15 protein-coding genes and 1 other annotated feature are annotated in these 16,791 nt (G+C 47.7%); of the genes, 5 read left to right on the forward strand and 10 right to left on the reverse strand.

Translation table 11 applies throughout. The features are described 5' to 3' along the window. Window positions 1-74: 74 nt before the first annotated feature. On the forward strand, window positions 75-551 hold the full coding sequence (locus tag KNQ14_RS12130; protein ID WP_214748716.1) for an LURP-one-related family protein: 477 nt from the start codon (window positions 75-77) through the stop codon (window positions 549-551). A 45-nt stretch (window positions 552-596) separates the two neighbouring features. Here the strand turns inward: KNQ14_RS12130 and KNQ14_RS12135 are convergent, their stop codons facing one another. After that, window positions 597-1,220 (reverse strand): DUF1836 domain-containing protein, encoded by a 624-nt coding sequence (locus KNQ14_RS12135; protein ID WP_023469690.1) that lies wholly within the window; start codon window positions 1,218-1,220, stop codon window positions 597-599. A gap of 115 nt (window positions 1,221-1,335) precedes the next feature. Between KNQ14_RS12135 and KNQ14_RS12140 the strand changes: the two genes are divergently transcribed. Next, a complete protein-coding gene (locus KNQ14_RS12140) occupies window positions 1,336-1,983 on the forward strand; it encodes a diacylglycerol/polyprenol kinase family protein (protein ID WP_214748713.1) in 648 nt (215 codons plus the stop codon). Window positions 1,984-1,986: 3 nt separating this feature from the next. On the opposite strand, the gene KNQ14_RS12145 is transcribed toward KNQ14_RS12140, so the two are convergent. From KNQ14_RS12145 to KNQ14_RS12155, 3 genes are all read right to left on the reverse strand, one after another. Next, window positions 1,987-2,847 (reverse strand): tetratricopeptide repeat protein, encoded by an 861-nt coding sequence (locus tag KNQ14_RS12145; RefSeq protein WP_214861163.1) that lies wholly within the window; start codon window positions 2,845-2,847, stop codon window positions 1,987-1,989. Between the two features lie 141 nt (window positions 2,848-2,988). After that, window positions 2,989-4,113, reverse strand: coding sequence for an alanine dehydrogenase (gene ald, locus KNQ14_RS12150; RefSeq protein WP_023469687.1), 1,125 nt, complete (start codon window positions 4,111-4,113; stop codon window positions 2,989-2,991). A 121-nt stretch (window positions 4,114-4,234) separates the two neighbouring features. Then, the gene (locus tag KNQ14_RS12155; RefSeq protein WP_035395605.1) at window positions 4,235-5,452 is read right to left on the reverse strand and encodes a PucR family transcriptional regulator; all 1,218 of its coding nucleotides are present in this window, start codon (window positions 5,450-5,452) and stop codon (window positions 4,235-4,237) included. Between the two features lie 147 nt (window positions 5,453-5,599). Here KNQ14_RS12155 and KNQ14_RS12160 point away from each other — a divergent pair, with 147 nt between their 5' ends. After that, window positions 5,600-6,976, forward strand: coding sequence for an alanine/glycine:cation symporter family protein (locus KNQ14_RS12160; protein ID WP_214861165.1), 1,377 nt, complete (start codon window positions 5,600-5,602; stop codon window positions 6,974-6,976). A gap of 268 nt (window positions 6,977-7,244) precedes the next feature. On the opposite strand, the gene KNQ14_RS12165 is transcribed toward KNQ14_RS12160, so the two are convergent. The 4 genes from KNQ14_RS12165 to KNQ14_RS12180 form a co-directional block, all read right to left on the reverse strand. Beyond that, entirely contained in the window at window positions 7,245-8,102 is an 858-nt protein-coding gene (locus KNQ14_RS12165) for a sulfite exporter TauE/SafE family protein (RefSeq protein ID WP_050678439.1), read from the reverse strand. A 114-nt stretch (window positions 8,103-8,216) separates the two neighbouring features. Further along, entirely contained in the window at window positions 8,217-9,773 is a 1,557-nt protein-coding gene (locus KNQ14_RS12170) for a solute symporter family protein (protein WP_050678440.1), read from the reverse strand. Then, a complete protein-coding gene (locus tag KNQ14_RS12175) occupies window positions 9,770-10,096 on the reverse strand; it encodes a DUF485 domain-containing protein (RefSeq protein WP_023469682.1) in 327 nt (108 codons plus the stop codon). Before KNQ14_RS12175 ends, KNQ14_RS12170 begins: the two co-directional genes overlap by 4 nt. 263 nt (window positions 10,097-10,359) lie before the next feature. After that, the gene (locus KNQ14_RS12180) at window positions 10,360-11,007 is read right to left on the reverse strand and encodes a TVP38/TMEM64 family protein (RefSeq protein WP_023469681.1); all 648 of its coding nucleotides are present in this window, start codon (window positions 11,005-11,007) and stop codon (window positions 10,360-10,362) included. Between the two features lie 238 nt (window positions 11,008-11,245). Between KNQ14_RS12180 and trhO the strand changes: the two genes are divergently transcribed. After that, the gene (gene trhO, locus KNQ14_RS12185; RefSeq protein WP_214861167.1) at window positions 11,246-12,160 is read left to right on the forward strand and encodes an oxygen-dependent tRNA uridine(34) hydroxylase TrhO; all 915 of its coding nucleotides are present in this window, start codon (window positions 11,246-11,248) and stop codon (window positions 12,158-12,160) included. 58 nt (window positions 12,161-12,218) lie between these two features. Here the strand turns inward: trhO and KNQ14_RS12190 are convergent, their stop codons facing one another. After that, complete coding sequence (locus tag KNQ14_RS12190; protein ID WP_149428000.1) at window positions 12,219-13,001, reverse strand: alpha/beta hydrolase; 783 nt, start codon at window positions 12,999-13,001, stop codon at window positions 12,219-12,221. 15 nt (window positions 13,002-13,016) lie between these two features. Further along, window positions 13,017-14,693, reverse strand: coding sequence for a GGDEF domain-containing protein (locus tag KNQ14_RS12195; protein WP_214861169.1), 1,677 nt, complete (start codon window positions 14,691-14,693; stop codon window positions 13,017-13,019). A 129-nt stretch (window positions 14,694-14,822) separates the two neighbouring features. Next, window positions 14,823-15,040, forward strand: a binding site (T-box leader). A gap of 60 nt (window positions 15,041-15,100) precedes the next feature. On the opposite strand from KNQ14_RS12195, the gene argS reads away from it, so the two are divergent. Further along, complete coding sequence (gene argS / locus KNQ14_RS12200) at window positions 15,101-16,783, forward strand: arginine--tRNA ligase (protein ID WP_214725102.1); 1,683 nt, start codon at window positions 15,101-15,103, stop codon at window positions 16,781-16,783. Window positions 16,784-16,791 lie beyond the last annotated feature (8 nt).

The raw sequence follows: 16,791 nt of genomic DNA on the forward strand, positions 1-16,791 counted from the left end.
TAAACTATACAGGATGTCTAAATAAACTGGGGACGAAAAACCAGCACGTTTTAGCAGTGAGAGGAGAATTTCTGTTGCGCAAAGTTGTCTATGTGCAGGGTTGCGTTTTTTCGCAAGGTCATGCCGCGATTTATGATGAAGCGCACCAAATGATTGGTGCGGTTCAACACGACGAGAATGGTCGTGTTCAAGTAATGAATGGTGAAGGTAGAGGGGTAGCGTTTGGTAAGTTCATTCCGACGTGTAAGAAGTGGGTCGTGATGAACCATGATGGACAAGAGGTAGGTCAAATGCGTGAGAAGTTTTCGCTCTTCTCGAAGAAATGTGAGTACAACGTGTATGAGCGTGGTACATTCATGATTTCCTTCGACCTGACAAAAGGAAAATTCTCCGTACGGAGTGCAGCTGGAGAAGTCGTTGCTGAATTGTTGCAAGACGGTGATGAGTACCGTCTCGTCAAGGATGCGGACAAACTCTCGATGTACGAACTACTCTCTGTCTTGAAAAGTCTGACGAACAACGTCCACTATAAATCACTGACAGCCGTCTAAATAAAAAAAGATGCCTTCCATGACATGGATGGCATCTTTTTTTCATCATGTCGTTTGCAGAACATGATGGAGGCGTTGTTTCGCTTCGTGTGTTAAATGCGATACACGACGGGCATAGAGACACAGTTGGAGAACGTGAACAGTTTCAGGGCGGTAAGCGTTAATACGCTCGAGCGAGCGTCTGAGACGCTTCTCCGTCAATTCGATCGGACCACTTGTCTCCGCGTGTTGCGTATAGACGAGATAAAAATTAAGCGGACTGATTAAATCATCCTCATCAATATTCGGATTCTTGAAGACGATCGTCAGCAGTTCCCGTGTTTCTTCTAACGAGAAGAGGTGTTTTAAATCATCCAGTAGATAGATAATCGAAGCCTGATTGATCGAGTACTTCTTTCCGCGATGCGGTACGCCGATGATGTCCCGGACTTCACGTTTCGTCCAGTTCTGAATCGTTGTCGCTGACATATGTTCGCCGATTAGAGCATTTGCTAAATGAACGATTTCATTGATGGATAGACCATTTTTTAATGGATCGAATTGCTTCAAGCGATTGATGACCTTCGGCAATTCTGTGCCTTCCGTTGCGACGAGGGGTTCGATTCCTTTTCCTTCGTTCAAGCGTTGCAGACAACTTGATAATGTTTGGACTGCTTGAGCATCATACATTTCCAAAACTTCCTCTCTAGGACGTCATTTGACCTTATGTTATCAAATGAAGGTTCAATAGGGCAAATGGCAACTGAAACAACGTACAATAATAGGAAAGAAAGGGGGAATGACGATGGAATGGATAGCTGCTCTTGGCACGATTGGAATCGTCGGGCTAGTTCTCGTCATCCTGGAAGTCATTGGACGCCGTTTCGACTTTTCTCCCGAGACGGTTCGAAAATGGATTCATATTGCTGTCGGTCACTGGGTATTTCTTGCGCTGCTCTGGCTGGATCACTGGTACGTTGCGATCGTACCGTTGTTATTCTTTGCTGTCGTGAATCTAGTGACACTACGAAAAGGAATCGGTCAGATGCACGATGTCGATCGTCCTTCTTACGGAACGGTCTATTATCCACTCGCTCTAGTGGGACTCGTCCTGTTCTTCTTCGAGCGACAGCCGATGGCGCTCGTTGCGGGAAGCATGGTGCTTGCTTGGGGCGACGGTCTCGCGGCTCTCGTCGGAAAACGCTACGGAAAGACGTTTTACGTCCGTGGTGAGACGAAACGATCCTTTGAAGGAAGTATCGCCCTATTTTTGGCGTCATTTCTTGTTTTGACCGTGACGTTCTTGTTTTATGGACAACCGGTTTGGCTCGCTGTCAGTTATGGCTTCTTGCTTGCGAACATCGCAGCCTTGATCGAAGCCATCTCATATCGCGATCTCGACAACTTGATCTTGCCATGGACGATCGCGGCACTCGTCGCGTTTGCTTTTTGACGTTCAGTCGCGTAACAACAATTGTTTGAAATAGAGAAAGCGTAATCGAATATAGTCCGGGTACGCACGCCAACCTGCATGACGGATGGTCATATCCCGACACATATCCTGAAAGACATGGCGATAGATCTTTTCTTCGGAATCGTCGTAAACAGCTGCGAACAAGCCATGCTCGAGCATGTTGGAAAGGCATGCGTCGAGCTTAGCGTAGAGGGTCTCCTCGCTGTCTTCGCGCAATGTAGCATGCAGCTTCTCATATTGAATGCTTTGATTGACAGAAGCTGTCGCATGAAAGACGGTGGTTTTGTCGAGATGAGATACGCCAAGGATTAATGCATAGAGTGCTTCCAACATGTCGATCGAATGACCGTCTAATTGTTGGATGGAATCAATGGCCATCAGCGTATCGATTCCAGATGCGCCAACCTTCTTTAAATATGTAAACGCATGGACGGCTGATTCCCCATAAAATTGACGATGATTGTAATGGACGGCAAGGAAACGATGTCCTGCTGGCTCTTCAGGGAAGCGTGTGATGGCTGAAAGGAAAAGCTGTTCTGCTTCGTGCATATATCCTTCATCCTCACTGATGATACCGAGGAGTATGTATCCGTGCACATGTTCGCCGAGTTGCTGATGCGTCTCTTCGATCAACCGGCGCGCTTGAGTGTGTTCGTTCTTGAAGTAAAGGGAATGAGCTGTAGCGATGTTGAGCAATGGATGAGATGGGACAAGAACACGTAAGCGCTCGGTTGCGGCAATGCGTACGTTCTCTTCTGTATCGGATGTCAGTGCTTCGAGTAACGCCACTTCAGCGACGTGGCTCTGAAGTTCATGAGAATGGGCGGTTATGGTTTGTGTCATGTAATGAGATCCCCTCTACTAGTTCGAAATCATAAGTCTTCGTTTCTCATCATATGACAAGCGGAGTGTTGCCTCAAGAAGCAATAAAAAATAGTCGATGGTTCCTCAAAAAGGAATCATCGACTATTTCTACTTTCAAGATCATGCGTGTAGGTGAAGCACATCTTCAACGGATTTGTACGTGTATCCGAGATCGCGTGCGACCGCTTCGTACGTGACGAATCCTTGTGCGACGTTCAATCCTTTTTCGAGAGCCTCGTTTTCAGCAAGCGCACGGTGTGTGCCTTTGTTCGCGAGTTCAAGGACATACGGGAGCGTTGCGTTCGTCAATGCAAGTGTAGACGTGCGTGGAACGGCACCCGGCATGTTCGCGACTGCGTAATGAACGACACCGAATTTTTCATATGTTGGGTCATCATGCGTCGAGATACGATCGACCGTTTCGAAGATACCACCTTGGTCGATGGCAACGTCAACGATGACAGCGCCCGGCTTCATGCGTTTGACCATGTCGGCAGTGACGAGTTTCGGTGCTTTTGCACCTGGAATCAAGACAGCACCGATGACGAGATCACTTTCAGCGACAGCTTCAGCAATCGTGTACGGGTTTGAGATCAATGTGTTGATCGAGTTACCGAAGATATCATCGAGCTGACGAAGGCGTTCTGGGCTGACATCGATGATCGTGACATCCGCACCGAGACCAACCGCGAGTTTCGCAGCATTCGTTCCGACGACACCGCCGCCGATGACTGTGACTTTTCCACGACGAACCCCAGGAACACCTGCAAGCAGGATGCCCATACCACCGTGTGGTTTTTCTAAGAACTGTGCACCGATTTGTGATGCCATACGTCCTGCGACTTCACTCATTGGTGTTAACAATGGAAGTGTGCGGTTCTTTTCAACGGTTTCATAAGCGATTGCTGTGATGTTCGAATCAACAAGCGCACGTGTCAATTCTGGCTCAGCCGCTAGGTGAAGATACGTGAACAATGTTAAATCTGGACGGAAGTATTGGTACTCTGAAGCGATCGGCTCTTTGACTTTCAAAGCAAGTTCGGCTGTTGCCCAGACTTCAGCAGCAGTCGCGATGATTTCAGCACCGGCTTTGACGTACTCTTCGTTCGTGAAGCCACTCCCCATACCTGCCATCGATTCAATGATGACACGATGTCCTTGTGCATGTAACGCTGCTACCCCGGCAGGTGTTAATGCAACACGGTTTTCGTTGTTTTTGATTTCCTTTAATACTCCAATGATCATGTGAACGCGATCCCCTTTCGCAAATAAACAAATCAATTTCTCTTCTTCTTCAGTATACGAGAAATGAAAGCGTTCTACTTTATCGGCGTTTTCAAAAATAACCGATATCCTTTGTGTAAAATCACAAAGGATATCGGTCTGCTTTTAGGTACAAATAAAGTAAGGAGCGTTCAGGTAAAGATTCCATTCGAATGCCCGCTTCCTCCTCGATCCGTCGCATCCGATAAAGGATCGTATTCGGATGAACATGGAGATGGGAAGCGACTTGTTTGACGTTCCCATCGTAGTGCAGGAACCACTCTAGCGTCTCACATAAGGAGGAGGCATGTTTCACATCGTAAGCACGCAGACGTTCGATTTCTTCCAAGCGAACCGTCCGCCGTCGCAGACGCTCCGAGAAAATCGGTAAGAGCTGGAATAAACCGAGGCGTTCGTAACGGGTCACATTCTTCAGCTCAAATGGAAAGGCGTCCTTTAAACGTAAGACGATGCCAGCTTCTTCATAGCGCTCCGGAATCGCTTGGACGCCGGTGAAGACTTCACTACTTGCTGCGACGAAGTCCGTATAATCGAACCGCTCCGCGAGCAATTGTCGAAACGACTGGATGAAGGCGTCGAACTGCAGACGCTCTTGTTCTGCGTCGCGGTCGTTTGTGCTGATCCACAAGATGAAATCTGTTTCATCATACGCGTAAAGTAACGGACGAACTGTCTGCTGAATCGTCAATAAATAGCGCAGGCGATCCGCAAGTCGTGGTGTGATCGCTTCCGAAAAACGAATGACCGTCAAACGACTGATGCCAGGTGGTGCGACATGGAGCTTAGAAAACATCTTCAGAATCTCTGACTCGGATAATTCTTCATGTAATAACTCGAAGAAAAACTGTTCCGTCTGCTCTTCCTTCCGTTTTTTCTGCATATCGATCGCCAGTAACTGACGTTGGGCAAGCAATGCTCCTTTCTTTAAATCCGCTAGTTCCGATGGAGTAAAAGGAGTGCTTCGAGCAATCGACCAAATATAGCCGAGAATTTCTGAATCTTGCTTGATCGCAATGGCGACACGATCGTTCAATCCGACATCCGTGCGTGCGGAAATAATGAGTGGATCATCTTGTGTAGCAAGGCTCTGGATGACTTCGTCTTTCCAGAGTTGGTCGATGACCGATTCCGGTACCCGGCGACCAATGATCGTTGCGACACGGGCAGGGTCTGTATCAGCCGTATGCGTACTATACGCAAGAAGGCGGTGATTGCGATCTTCAATCGTAATCGGGGCATTCAAGGCAATACCGATCGCTTCCGCTAAGTCGTCTAAGGAATGATATGAAGCTTCTAACATGGGATTTCCCTTCTTTCTCTTTCGCTCGATAGTTTTAGTATATCTTCTGTTGTGTAAAATCACAAAAAGTATTCATTTGTATTGTAAGAAAACACAACTACATGCTACGGTAAGCCTCGGAAAAAGAGAGAGAGAGGATGAAATGGCATGGAAGTATTACGTCTGATATCGGCTTGGGTCTGGGGGATTCCGAGTATGATGTTGTTGGTAGGAACAGGAGTATACTTTACGATCCGCTTACGCGGTCTTCAGTTTCGACGTTTAAAACAAGCGTTTCAATTATCTGTTCAAAAATCAGGGCAAGGTGAAGGTGAAATCAGTAGCTTTCAGATGTTGATGACGTCCCTCGCGGCGACGATCGGAAACGGAAACATCGCAGGGATCGCAGTCGCCTTGACGATGGGCGGACCGGGCGCAGTTTTTTGGATGTGGGTCATCGGTTTAATTGGAATGGCGACGAAATATGCAGAAAGCCTCCTTGCCATTCTCTTTAGAAGTCGAAACGAACGCGGCGAAGCCGTCAGTGGACCGATGTATTATATCGAGAAGGGACTAGGAGCTAAATTTAAACTACTCGCCATCCTGTTTGCGGTATTTGGTTTGATCGCATCGTTTGGTGTCGGGAACACGGTGCAAGCGAATGCGATGGCAACGGTGCTTGAGCAATCGTTCCGTGTGCCGCTGCTATTGTTCGGCATTCTGCTCGCGATTGCGGTCTATGTATCGATTCGTGGTGGACTTGAACGCGTCAGTGCGATCTCGACGATCTTCGTTCCAATCATGAGCTTACTTTATATCGGTGCCGCTTGTGTCCTTTTAATATTGAAGGCGGATCAGATTCTACCAGCCTTTGGTTTAATCTTTGAGTACGCCTTCCAGCCGCTTGCGCCAGCGGGAGCCTTCACCGGTGTATCGATCATGATGGCGATGCAAGTCGGTGTAGCACGGGGGATTTTCACGAACGAAGCAGGACTTGGGACAGCAGCATTGATTGCCGGATCTGCGAAAAGTGAGCGTCCGGTCGAACAAGGATTGATTTCGATGACGAGTACCTTCATAGTGACCTTGATCGTTTGTACGATGACGGCACTCGTCCTTCTGACGACAGGCTTTTGGGATCCGTCAGGCGGGCTACATTCAGGTATGACGCATGATGCGAATCTTTCCGGGGCAGCACTGACAGCAACCGCCTTTGCGAGTGTTCTAGGATCATTTGGAGAATGGACGGTCGCTTTCTCCGTCTTCTTCTTCGGTTATTCAACGATCATTGGTTGGTATGTCTATGGAGAGAAGTGCTTGGAGTACTTGAGCGGTACGACACGCTTCAACGAAGGATACCGCGTGTTCTTTGCGCTCGCAGCCTGTTATGGTGCGGTCGCGCAATTAGAACCGTTGTGGCTGGTCGCAGATATTGCAAATGGATTAATGATGATTCCGAACTTGATTGGAATGTTGTTCTTGTCGCACTTAGTCATTGAACAAACGAGAGACTATGAACGAGCCGGTCACAAACGAGTGGCTTAACGGAAAAAAGCGGCTGACTCAAAAAAAGAATGACGCGTCTTTTCACGCCCTTTCCTCAGGCGAGACACAAGCCAGTTTTCCTGCTTCATTTAAGCAGGAAAGCGGGTCTTGTTCGTCTCTGACAGCGCATAAATGCGCTTTTCCTGTAGGAGTGACGTGTGACGCGTCATTCTTTTTGTTACGAGATAAGGGTGGCAAATCATCAGTCTGCCACCTTTATCTTTGTAGAGACTGACTTTTGAGTCAGCCCCTTTTCTGATGAGACGATTCATCCATTCGTTCGACGACGGCTGTAGATGAGGAGTGTCAGTAAGAAAATCAAACTAAGCGCAACGAGAACGGAGAGTGAAGCGACGTTCCAGCCGATGACCTCGAGTAACACACTGACCGCAACCGTCAAATAGAAGATACCGAGGTACTTTTTGACGAACGGACTTTCGAAATGCGTCAACTGCTTCGCGCCAATCGGTGCTCCGAGCAAGGCGCCGACGATTAGCATGATACCGACGAGGATATCGATATTCGTACTCGCGACCGTATAGTTGACGAGTCCCGATAGAACGATCAGTAACGCGGAAGCAATACTCGTTCCGACCGCACGTTTCAACTCATAGCCAACGATCCCGACGAGTAACGGTGTGATGATGAATCCACCGCTGACACCGAGGAGCGAAGAGATGAATCCAGCGAACAGACCAGTGAAGGCAAGGGCAAGATATCGATTTTTCCAACCAGTCTGTTCACCGGTCGTTGCTTTCGGACGTAAGAACTTATTCGCGAAGTAGAGTAAGAGTCCGATATAAACGATTGAGATGACGAGATGGGCACCGTTGACTTCCTCTAAACGAAGGACGAGTGGTGTCGCGATCGTCGAACCGATGATTCCAACGCCCCCGACGACAAGACTATCGCGCCAGACGACATTTTTAAGGCGTAAGTGAGAAATCGTACCTGAAACCGTCGATCCGAGAGTCAACATGAGACTGGTCGCGATCGCAACGCTTGGAGCATATCCTAAAATGAGTAGTAGAGGCGTCAAGATGATACCGCCACCGATTCCGAAAAAGCCGGAGATGATTCCAATGAAAAATCCGAGGATTAAGAAATAATAAAAAGCGAGATCCATGTACAGTCTTCCTTTCTTTTTCTTCTCTATTCTTCACTTAGTATGGCAATGAACGAGAAGAATGTAAAAGGGGACGGCTCCTTCAAGGGGGTTGAAGGAGCCGTTAAGGGGAACTTATTCTTTTGACGCGGCGACTTCTGCAGCAGCATCGATACCGGTATTGGCCTTGACTATGATACGTTCGAAGTTACCGGCAACTTCGTTCGATTTCGTCAACAGTGTCCCGACGATGGCTCCGAGGAAGCCAAGTGGGATGGAGACGATTCCTGGATTCGTCAGCGGGAAGAGGGCTTCCCCGACGAACAAGGCTGAACCGTCGACTGCCCAAAGGTTTGGACTGAGTGCGACGAGAATCAGTGAAGAGAATAACCCGACGACCATACCTGTGACAGCTCCGCCAGTATTGAAACGGCGCCAGAAGATCGTCAAGAGAATGACTGGCAAGTTAGCACTTGCCGCGACAGCAAAGGCAAGCGAAACGAGAAACGCGACGTTCATCGTTTGTGCGAACAATGCCAGTACCATCGAAATCAAGGCGACGGCGATGGAAGCGAGTCGTGCGGCCGTCATCTGTTCTTTTTCCGTTGCTTGTCCTTTACGTAGAATATGACTATAGAAGTCATGGGCAAAGGCGGATGCTGCGGATAAGACGAGTCCTGCAACAACGGCGAGGATCGTCGCAAAGGCGACTGCAGCGACGAACGCGAAGAGTAAATCGCCACCGAGTGCTTGGGCGAGAAGTGGTGCCGCCATGTTACCAGCAGCATTGGCAGCGATGATATCTTCAGAACCGACGAAAGCAGCGGCACCAAAGCCGAGGAAGATCGTCAAGATATAAAAGGCACCGATGATCCACGTCGCATATACGACGGATTTACGAGCAGTCGGAGCATCCTTAACAGTAAAGAAACGAATCAAGATATGTGGTAATCCAGCCGTTCCGAGAACGAGTGCGAGATTCAATGAAATCGTATCGAGCGGTAACTTGAACTTGTTTCCGGGATTCAAGAATGAATCACCGAGCGGTGTCGCTTGTTTGACTTCTGCAAACATCTTGAAGATCGAAAAATCGAACTTGGCGAATACCATGAAAGAAATGACAGCTGTTCCTGCCATCAAGAGGATCGCTTTGATGATTTGGACCCATGAGGTCGCTGTCATACCACCGAAGACGACGTAGACGGTCATCAAGATACCAACGATGATGACACTTGTCGTGTAAGGAATTCCTAATAACAATTCAATCAAGGCACCCGCACCGACGAGTTGGGCAATCATATAGAAAATCGAGATCGCGATCGAGTTCATGGCAGCGACTCCGCGAACTTTTGATGCGTTAAAACGAGCAGCGATCATATCCGCCATCGTGTATTTCCCGAGGTTCCGAAGTGGTTCGGCAACGAGATACAAGACAACGAGATAGGCAACGAGGAAGCCGATCGAGTAGAAGAATCCGTCGAATCCAGCTAAGGCGATCATCCCGGCAATTCCGAGGAACGAGGCAGCGGACATATAGTCGCCGGCAATCGCCATCCCGTTTTGCGCACCAGTGAGTCCGCCATCCGCTGTATAAAAATCGTTAGCTGTTTTTGTTTTACGAGCAGCAAAGTATGTAATGACGAGCGTCAAACCGACGATCGCCGCAAATAAAGCAACGGCAGTATAATTCATTTCGACTCCTCCTTGATTTGTTCGACGAGTCGATCAAAGGCACGTGCTTTTTTGCTATACATCATGCAGAACGTCCACGTCATGATGAACTGAGCAAAAGCGAAGATCCAAGCACCCGTAATATCACCGAATACCGGTTGATTTAAAATCGTAAAGTAGCTTGTCAAAATCGGAAGCGTAAAATAAAAAATAAGACAGAAACTGATGGCTGGAAGAATGAAGCCATTCTTTTGACGCATCAATTGTTGAAAGGTAGCGCTCTCGACGATTGCTGGAGCAGATTGAGTCGCTTCATTTTTCTGAACTTCGGATACTTGATGCATGAGGACGCCTCCTTCAAGGAATGAATGTAAATTCATTATAAGGATGTCGTTTCTGGAAAAGCTATCCTAATTTTTAAGAAGAAATGCTCATTATTATACTAATATTGGTCATACCAATTTAATGTAAGCGTTTGCAATATTGAACATTGTTTGAACGTTATTTTTATATATTAATTATGTCGGAAAATGATTCAAAAGACCTAGTACCCGAAAAATGAGAACAACTTAAAAAGCCTGCCTATGGAAGCATAGACAGGCTTGAGTCATTTTTCAGATGGACGTTCGATCTTATCTTCGATTTCCCGTAAATGATCCGCACGTTTTGAGAGCGCACGACGCTTCAACCATTCTTCCGTCCCGCGACTGACTCCCCAGATGGCGAGTAAAATCAAAAATAGAAGGACAAGACGCATCGGACGTTCAAGGAACGTGGACCATTCCTTTCCGATCAGCGAGAAGATGATGACGACGATCAGACGACCGGCACCAGCAGCAATCAAATACGTCCGCAGCGATAGTTGAATCATGGCGGAAATGGACGTGATGATGAACGCAGGCATGAACGGAAGCGAGAAAAAGAATCCCAGTGAGATGGGACTCATGTGACGAACACGTTCGATCCACTGTTGCGCGGCATGGTGTTTTTCAAGCCAACGCGTGACCGGACGACGAAATAGATATCGAATACAAGCGAAGACGACGAGTGATCCAAGCATGCTCCCGACCCATGATACGAGAACACCCATACCAAAACCATAGGTTGCCGCATTCGCGGAAATGATCAGGACGAGTGGCAGGAAAGGAAATAGAGACTCAAGAAACGGGGCAATCAAACCGGTGGCAGCTCCTCCAGGTAAGTCTTGGAGAAAGAAAATCATCTGCTCGATCCAGTCACGAAGTGTATGGAGCATTCGGAATCCTCCTTGCGAGATGTACTACTGTGTTTTATTTTACCTCTTTCTGATTCAGAAAGGGAATGAAATTCCTTGAAAGGGATTCAGGAATTGTAGATTGTACATTCGAAAGGGAATTGGTATTATACTTAAATGGGTGCGTTTTGCAGGCGTTCCCAGCTAGTCAATAGCTAGACGCTTCGTTTGCCAACGTTCGTTTTACTGCAAAAAACTGACATGGGGGCTAATGAGGAATATGAAACCTTATCGCGTACTATTATTTTATAAGTATGTTCCGATCGAAAATGCGGAACAGCTAACGAAAGAGCATCTTGCTTACTGTAAAGAGCTCGGTATTAAAGGTCGGATTTTGATCGCACCAGAAGGAATCAACGGCACACTCTCTGGAACGGTCGAACAAACGGAACAATACATGAAGGACTTGACGGCGAATCCACGATTTGCTGACATCGAATTCAAAATCGATGAAGTCGAAGAGCACGCCTTCAAAAAGACGTTCGTCCGTTACAAAAAAGAACTCGTCACATGGCGTTTTGAGGATGAATTCAACGTACCAGAAGAACACGCTGCGTATCTTGAACCAGCAGAGTGGAAAGAAATGATGAAACAAGATGATGTCGTCATTCTCGATGTACGCAACAACTATGAATACGACCTCGGACACTTCAAGAATGCTGTAAAAGTCGATGTCGAGGCTTCACGGGAATTCCCGGAGTGGCTTGACGAGAACGAGCATTTGTTTGAAGGGAAAAAGGTTCTCACATACTGTACGGGTGGCGTTCGTTGTGAAAAATTCACGGCGTACTTCCGTAAACGGCAACAGAGTGATGATATCTTCCATCTTAAAGGCGGAGTCGTCATGTACGGAAAAGATGAACAGACGCAAGGAGAAGACTGGGAAGGCGAACTATACGTCTTTGATGAGCGTGTACAAGTTCCTGTCAATGCCGTCAATCCTTCTGTCGTCTCAGAATGTTACTACTGTGGAAAACCGGAGACGCGCTACGTTAATTGTGCAAACCCGGAATGTAATCGACAGCACTTCTGCTGTGAAGAATGCGAACCAAAAGTCATGCGTTCGTGTTCCGATGAATGCCGGGAGCATCCGCGCAACCGTTATGAAAAAGAGCAACAAGAAGAATTAGTATAAGGCACGCGTAAAAAGCCGGAAGATTTCTTTAGTAGAAATCGCCCGGCTTTTTGTGTATTCACGAGGAAGGAAACAAGTAACGTAAAATATCCGGTAAACGCTCGGCCCAGGCCGTTTCATGATGGATTGCTTCCGGGATAATCGTATAGCGACTTTGAGTAAGTTTCTGTTCGACCGCGCGTGCTAAGACATCATTTGTGTGTAAATAATCTGTCTCCGTCATCGGGCCACTCACTTCTTTTGTCCCGACATCCATATAACAGCGATGGGCAGCAGACAGCGACGGACTGCGCTCGATGAATTCAAGGAGTGAGGAGAAGTTTGCCCATCCGGCCGTCGACAGGGCAGCGACGCGCGTGATGACTTCCGGATATGCGAATAATCCATAAAGCGAGATGACGCCACCCATCGAGCTGCCGATCATCGTCGTATCGTCAGGGCGTGTCGCGTAGTTGGCATCAATGTATGGTTTTAGCTCGCGAATGATCCAGTCCATGTAGACCTTACCGTTTCCCCCGATCGACTTCCGGTGCGAAGGATAAGCGGTCCGCATCAATAAAGCTTCATCACTCCAAGGAGCGTAGTCGTCGTAACGGTCCATGCCGTCTTCTGGACTATCAATCGCAACGACCATTGCCGGAATCTGTGTCTGTTGTAGCGCAAGATGAATCTCCCAGCCTTTTCCGAACGAGGCGGTTTCTCCACTGAAGACGTTTTGTCCATCGTGCATATAAATCACTGGTAACGCTTCAGAAGGATCTAAATGGGGCGGCCGATGAATCCGAATCGTCCGGTGAGCTTGTGATGTCGGTAGCGTCATTTCAATTTCCGTAATCGACAATAGAGTCACGACCTTTCAAAGATTTGCGTAATGCGCGGTACAATTGCGTCCGTTGTGTTTTCCGCCGACATAGAGTGCATGATCGGCTTGACGGAGTGATTCTTCGAACGTCCGTTGATATCTTTCCTCCACTGTGTCAATTCCGAGACTGACCGTTAAGGACAGTCGGTGACCATCGACGAGGAAGGGACGATCCATGACCGCATGGCGGACCGTCTCGGCAATCTGGATAGCAGCCTCTTGACTACCATTTCGCAACAGAAGCACGAATTCCTCCCCGCCATAACGAGCAGCAAAGACATCATCATATTGCAATTGGATCGCCTGGATACGTCGACCGAGTTCACGAAGGACGAGATCGCCCACTTTATGACCATACGTATCATTGACACGTTTGAAATGATCGATATCGAACAGGATCACGGAGAGCGGATAGCAGTCAGCGGCAAATTCCTGCCGACCGTGTTCATAAAAAGCACGACTATTCGGTAATTCGGTCAAGGCATCGGTCCGACTTTCCGTATAGAGTTGGACCGTTTCACGTGAGCGTTCTAAGACGCGACAAAAGATACGGAGCAAACGAGATAATTCGTCGGCATTCGTCACATCATAGGCGTCTGCGACTTGATGGAACAGGATGATCGAAACATCGACCTCTCCGCTCGTAATCGAAGGAATCGCTAGCATCGAGTGACGATCGACAGGCAATCCGATTTGAATATCGTTTCCCCAGTCGCAACGCAGCCCATAGATGATCGGGGTATGCAAATCGTCGGCTGACAAGGAATGAAACAGTGGTAACACGTCGATCGGTTGTTTCGTCCGGATGTTATAGATGACTTGTTTCCGCTGTTGTTGAATCGAGATCCAACCTTCAGAAAACGGCAATAGATGTGATAAATCGAGGAGCAACGAATCGATCGTCTCGCGCTCGAAGCGGGAAATCAACAAGTGTTCCTTCGCATCGTCAAATCGCTTAGCATTATCGTTTGCTTCAAGGGAGTCGCCATGCTCTTGCAACAGACGTTTGAACAAAAAGAGAATCAAGGCGGAAACTGTAGCCGCGACGAGCGGACTTTCATCGTAGAACCAGATTCCAAGTAGAGCACTTAACATGCTAATCCCGTAGACGAGGGACTGAAGCTTTACGAGACGTTGCCAATCGTATTTCAAGTAGAGGAATCGATTGACGAATAGACATTGGAAGTAAGAGACAAGGAAGACGGTGATCAAAAAGCCGATGAAAGGGAGCAAGGCTTTCGTATACGTAAAGTTTGAGCCGATCGGTCCGCCGAGCGCATAATACGCAAAGACCGGAAGCGAGATGTAGACTAAATCGAACAAGGCGTTGATCGGGTAGAGATAAACGAAACGTTTCCAACGAATCGCTTTTCGGTGAGACATGAATTGAAAGACGAGAATACCGACTTGGCTTAAAATCAAGGCGTACGTTAAACCGTAATTGAGGAATAAAAATAAGATGATGCCTTCTTGGAATGTATAGTAAATGCCACCACGACGGACATTATCGAACTGAAACAGGAGAACGAGTCCGAATAAATAAAGAGTGTTGATGATGGAGACAGAAGGATGGAAGGTTGGTGGATGAACGATGCCGATCACTAATAATGTCAAGGCGACGAGACCGAAGACGATCCAGCTCGTCCGGGCTACATGTTGGTAGTAGCGCATGAAACATCCCTCCCCCTGAGAAGTATCTTTTATTCCTATACCCGAATTGTGGAAATTTTGATGAGCCATTTACCAAAAAAATAAGGTTGAGAGAAAAGAAAGAATTGCGTATAATGTGAAAGATATCGAATACAGTCGATGATGAAGAGAGTAACGGTTGATTTTCGTCAACTAGCGAATCAGGGAATGGTGGAAGCCTGAGGACGAACCGGTCGTGAAACGCACTTCTGAGACGCTGCCCGATTCCTGATGGAAAAGGCGTAGCCGGGGGAACCCCGTTATCCCCGAACAAGGTGGGTGTCGAGTGACACCAAGAAGAGTGGTACCGCGGTCATTCCGTCTCTTTGCGCGTGGCGCAAGGGGCGTTTTTTATTGCCAAAAAATCAGTGAAGCAGGAGGAAATAAAGATGAGTTATAAAGCGCAGTATGCAGAAGTATTACATCAAGTCATGGAAGGTGCCTTATCAGTTGAACAAATCGAACAACTGATCGAGCAACCGAAACATGAAGATCATGGAGATCTGGCATTCCCATGTTTCATGCTCGCTAAAGCATTCCGTAAAGCACCAAACATGATTGCTTCGGAGCTCGCAGAAAAAATCGACGCGCCGTTGTTCTCGAACGTTCAAGCCGTTGGTCCTTACATTAACGTCTTCTTGAATCGAGATGTCGTCTCGCAAGAAATCGTCAACCAAGTTTTGACGGAAAAAGAGGCGTTCGGATCAAGTGAAGCCAATGGGAAAACGATCGTCACTGATTTTTCATCACCAAACATCGCGAAACCCTTCTCGATGGGTCACTTGCGTTCGACAGTCATCGGGAACGCGCTCAACCAGATTTCGCGTAAAAAAGGGTACGACGTCGTCGGTGTCAACCACTTAGGGGACTGGGGAACTCAGTTCGGGAAATTGATGGTCGCTTACACGATGTGGGGTGAGGAAGAAGCGGTCCGTGCAGAACCAATCAAGGAATTGTTGAAATTATACGTCCGATTCCACGAAGAAGCGGAAACGAACCCAGCACTTGAAGATGAAGGGCGTCTCTGGTTCAAAAAACTCGAACAAGGTGATGAGCAGGCGACAACTCTTTGGACGTGGTTCCGTGAAGTCTCACTCGTCGAGTTCAACCGTGTCTATGAGATGCTCGGTGTTAAATTCGATAGTTTGAACGGAGAAGCCTTCTACAACGATAAGATGCAACACGTCATCGATTTGCTCGAAGAAAAAGATCTCCTCGTCGAATCAGAAGGGGCAATGGTCGTCGACCTCGAAGCAGAAGGTATGCCACCTGCCTTGATTAAAAAGAAAGATGGCGCAACGCTTTATGCGACACGTGACTTAGCAGCTGCCGTCTATCGTCTTGAAACGTACCGCTTTGAGCAAGCGTTCTACGTCGTCGGTGGGGAACAAGCGCTTCACTTCAAGCAATTGTTCGCAGTCTTGAAGAAACTTGGATTCGAAAACGTCGACGGAATGCACCATGTCCCATTCGGTCTGATCATGAAGGACGGAAAGAAAATGTCGACGCGTAAAGGTCGGATCGTCTTGCTTGAAGAAGTACTACAAGAAGCGATCGATGTTGCGAAGCAAAACATCGCGGAAAAAAATCCGAACTTAGCGAATGCCGAAGCCACGGCTCGCCAAGTTGGTGTTGGCGCGGTCATCTTCCATGACTTGAAGAACGAACGGATGAACAACATCGAGTTCGATCTTGAGCAGATGTTGAAATTCGAAGGCGAAACAGGACCGTATGTTCAGTACACGAATGCCCGTGCGCACTCATTGCTCCGTAAAGGTGGCTATGATGGCACACCATTCGCTGGGAGTGCCGATGATCATGCATGGGGTGTCGTGTCGATGCTAAACCAATTCTCGACGGTCATCGATCGCGCGTTCACACGTCGTGAGCCGTCAATCATCAGCCGCTACGTCTTAGATCTTGCACAAAGCTTCAATAAATACTACGGACACGTCCGTGTTCTCGAAGATGACGCAGCAAAACAATCGCGTCTTGCACTCGTCAAGTCTGTCACAATCGTCTTGACAGAGGGTCTTCGTTTGCTTGGTGTCGGCGCTCCAGAAGAAATGTAAGACCAATC

Origin of the sequence: Exiguobacterium sp. s161, assembly GCF_018619045.1 — a bacterium.
Classification (GTDB): domain Bacteria; phylum Bacillota; class Bacilli; order Exiguobacteriales; family Exiguobacteriaceae; genus Exiguobacterium_A; species Exiguobacterium_A indicum.

What these genes read in the sequence shown, in the direction of transcription:
- KNQ14_RS12135 (WP_023469690.1), bottom strand. Translation starts at nt 1,220, where the DNA reads ATGTATGATGCTCAAGCAGTCCAAACATTATCAAGTTGTCTGCAACGC.
- KNQ14_RS12140 (WP_214748713.1), top strand. Translation starts at nt 1,336, where the DNA reads ATGGAATGGATAGCTGCTCTTGGCACGATTGGAATCGTCGGGCTAGTT.
- KNQ14_RS12145 (WP_214861163.1), bottom strand. Translation starts at nt 2,847, where the DNA reads ATGACACAAACCATAACCGCCCATTCTCATGAACTTCAGAGCCACGTC.
- ald (WP_023469687.1), bottom strand. Translation starts at nt 4,113, where the DNA reads ATGATCATTGGAGTATTAAAGGAAATCAAAAACAACGAAAACCGTGTT.
- KNQ14_RS12155 (WP_035395605.1), bottom strand. Translation starts at nt 5,452, where the DNA reads ATGTTAGAAGCTTCATATCATTCCTTAGACGACTTAGCGGAAGCGATC.
- KNQ14_RS12160 (WP_214861165.1), top strand. Translation starts at nt 5,600, where the DNA reads ATGGAAGTATTACGTCTGATATCGGCTTGGGTCTGGGGGATTCCGAGT.
- KNQ14_RS12165 (WP_050678439.1), bottom strand. Translation starts at nt 8,102, where the DNA reads ATGGATCTCGCTTTTTATTATTTCTTAATCCTCGGATTTTTCATTGGA.
- KNQ14_RS12170 (WP_050678440.1), bottom strand. Translation starts at nt 9,773, where the DNA reads ATGAATTATACTGCCGTTGCTTTATTTGCGGCGATCGTCGGTTTGACG.
- KNQ14_RS12175 (WP_023469682.1), bottom strand. Translation starts at nt 10,096, where the DNA reads ATGCATCAAGTATCCGAAGTTCAGAAAAATGAAGCGACTCAATCTGCT.
- KNQ14_RS12180 (WP_023469681.1), bottom strand. Translation starts at nt 11,007, where the DNA reads ATGCTCCATACACTTCGTGACTGGATCGAGCAGATGATTTTCTTTCTC.
- trhO (WP_214861167.1), top strand. Translation starts at nt 11,246, where the DNA reads ATGAAACCTTATCGCGTACTATTATTTTATAAGTATGTTCCGATCGAA.
- KNQ14_RS12195 (WP_214861169.1), bottom strand. Translation starts at nt 14,693, where the DNA reads ATGCGCTACTACCAACATGTAGCCCGGACGAGCTGGATCGTCTTCGGT.
- argS (WP_214725102.1), top strand. Translation starts at nt 15,101, where the DNA reads ATGAGTTATAAAGCGCAGTATGCAGAAGTATTACATCAAGTCATGGAA.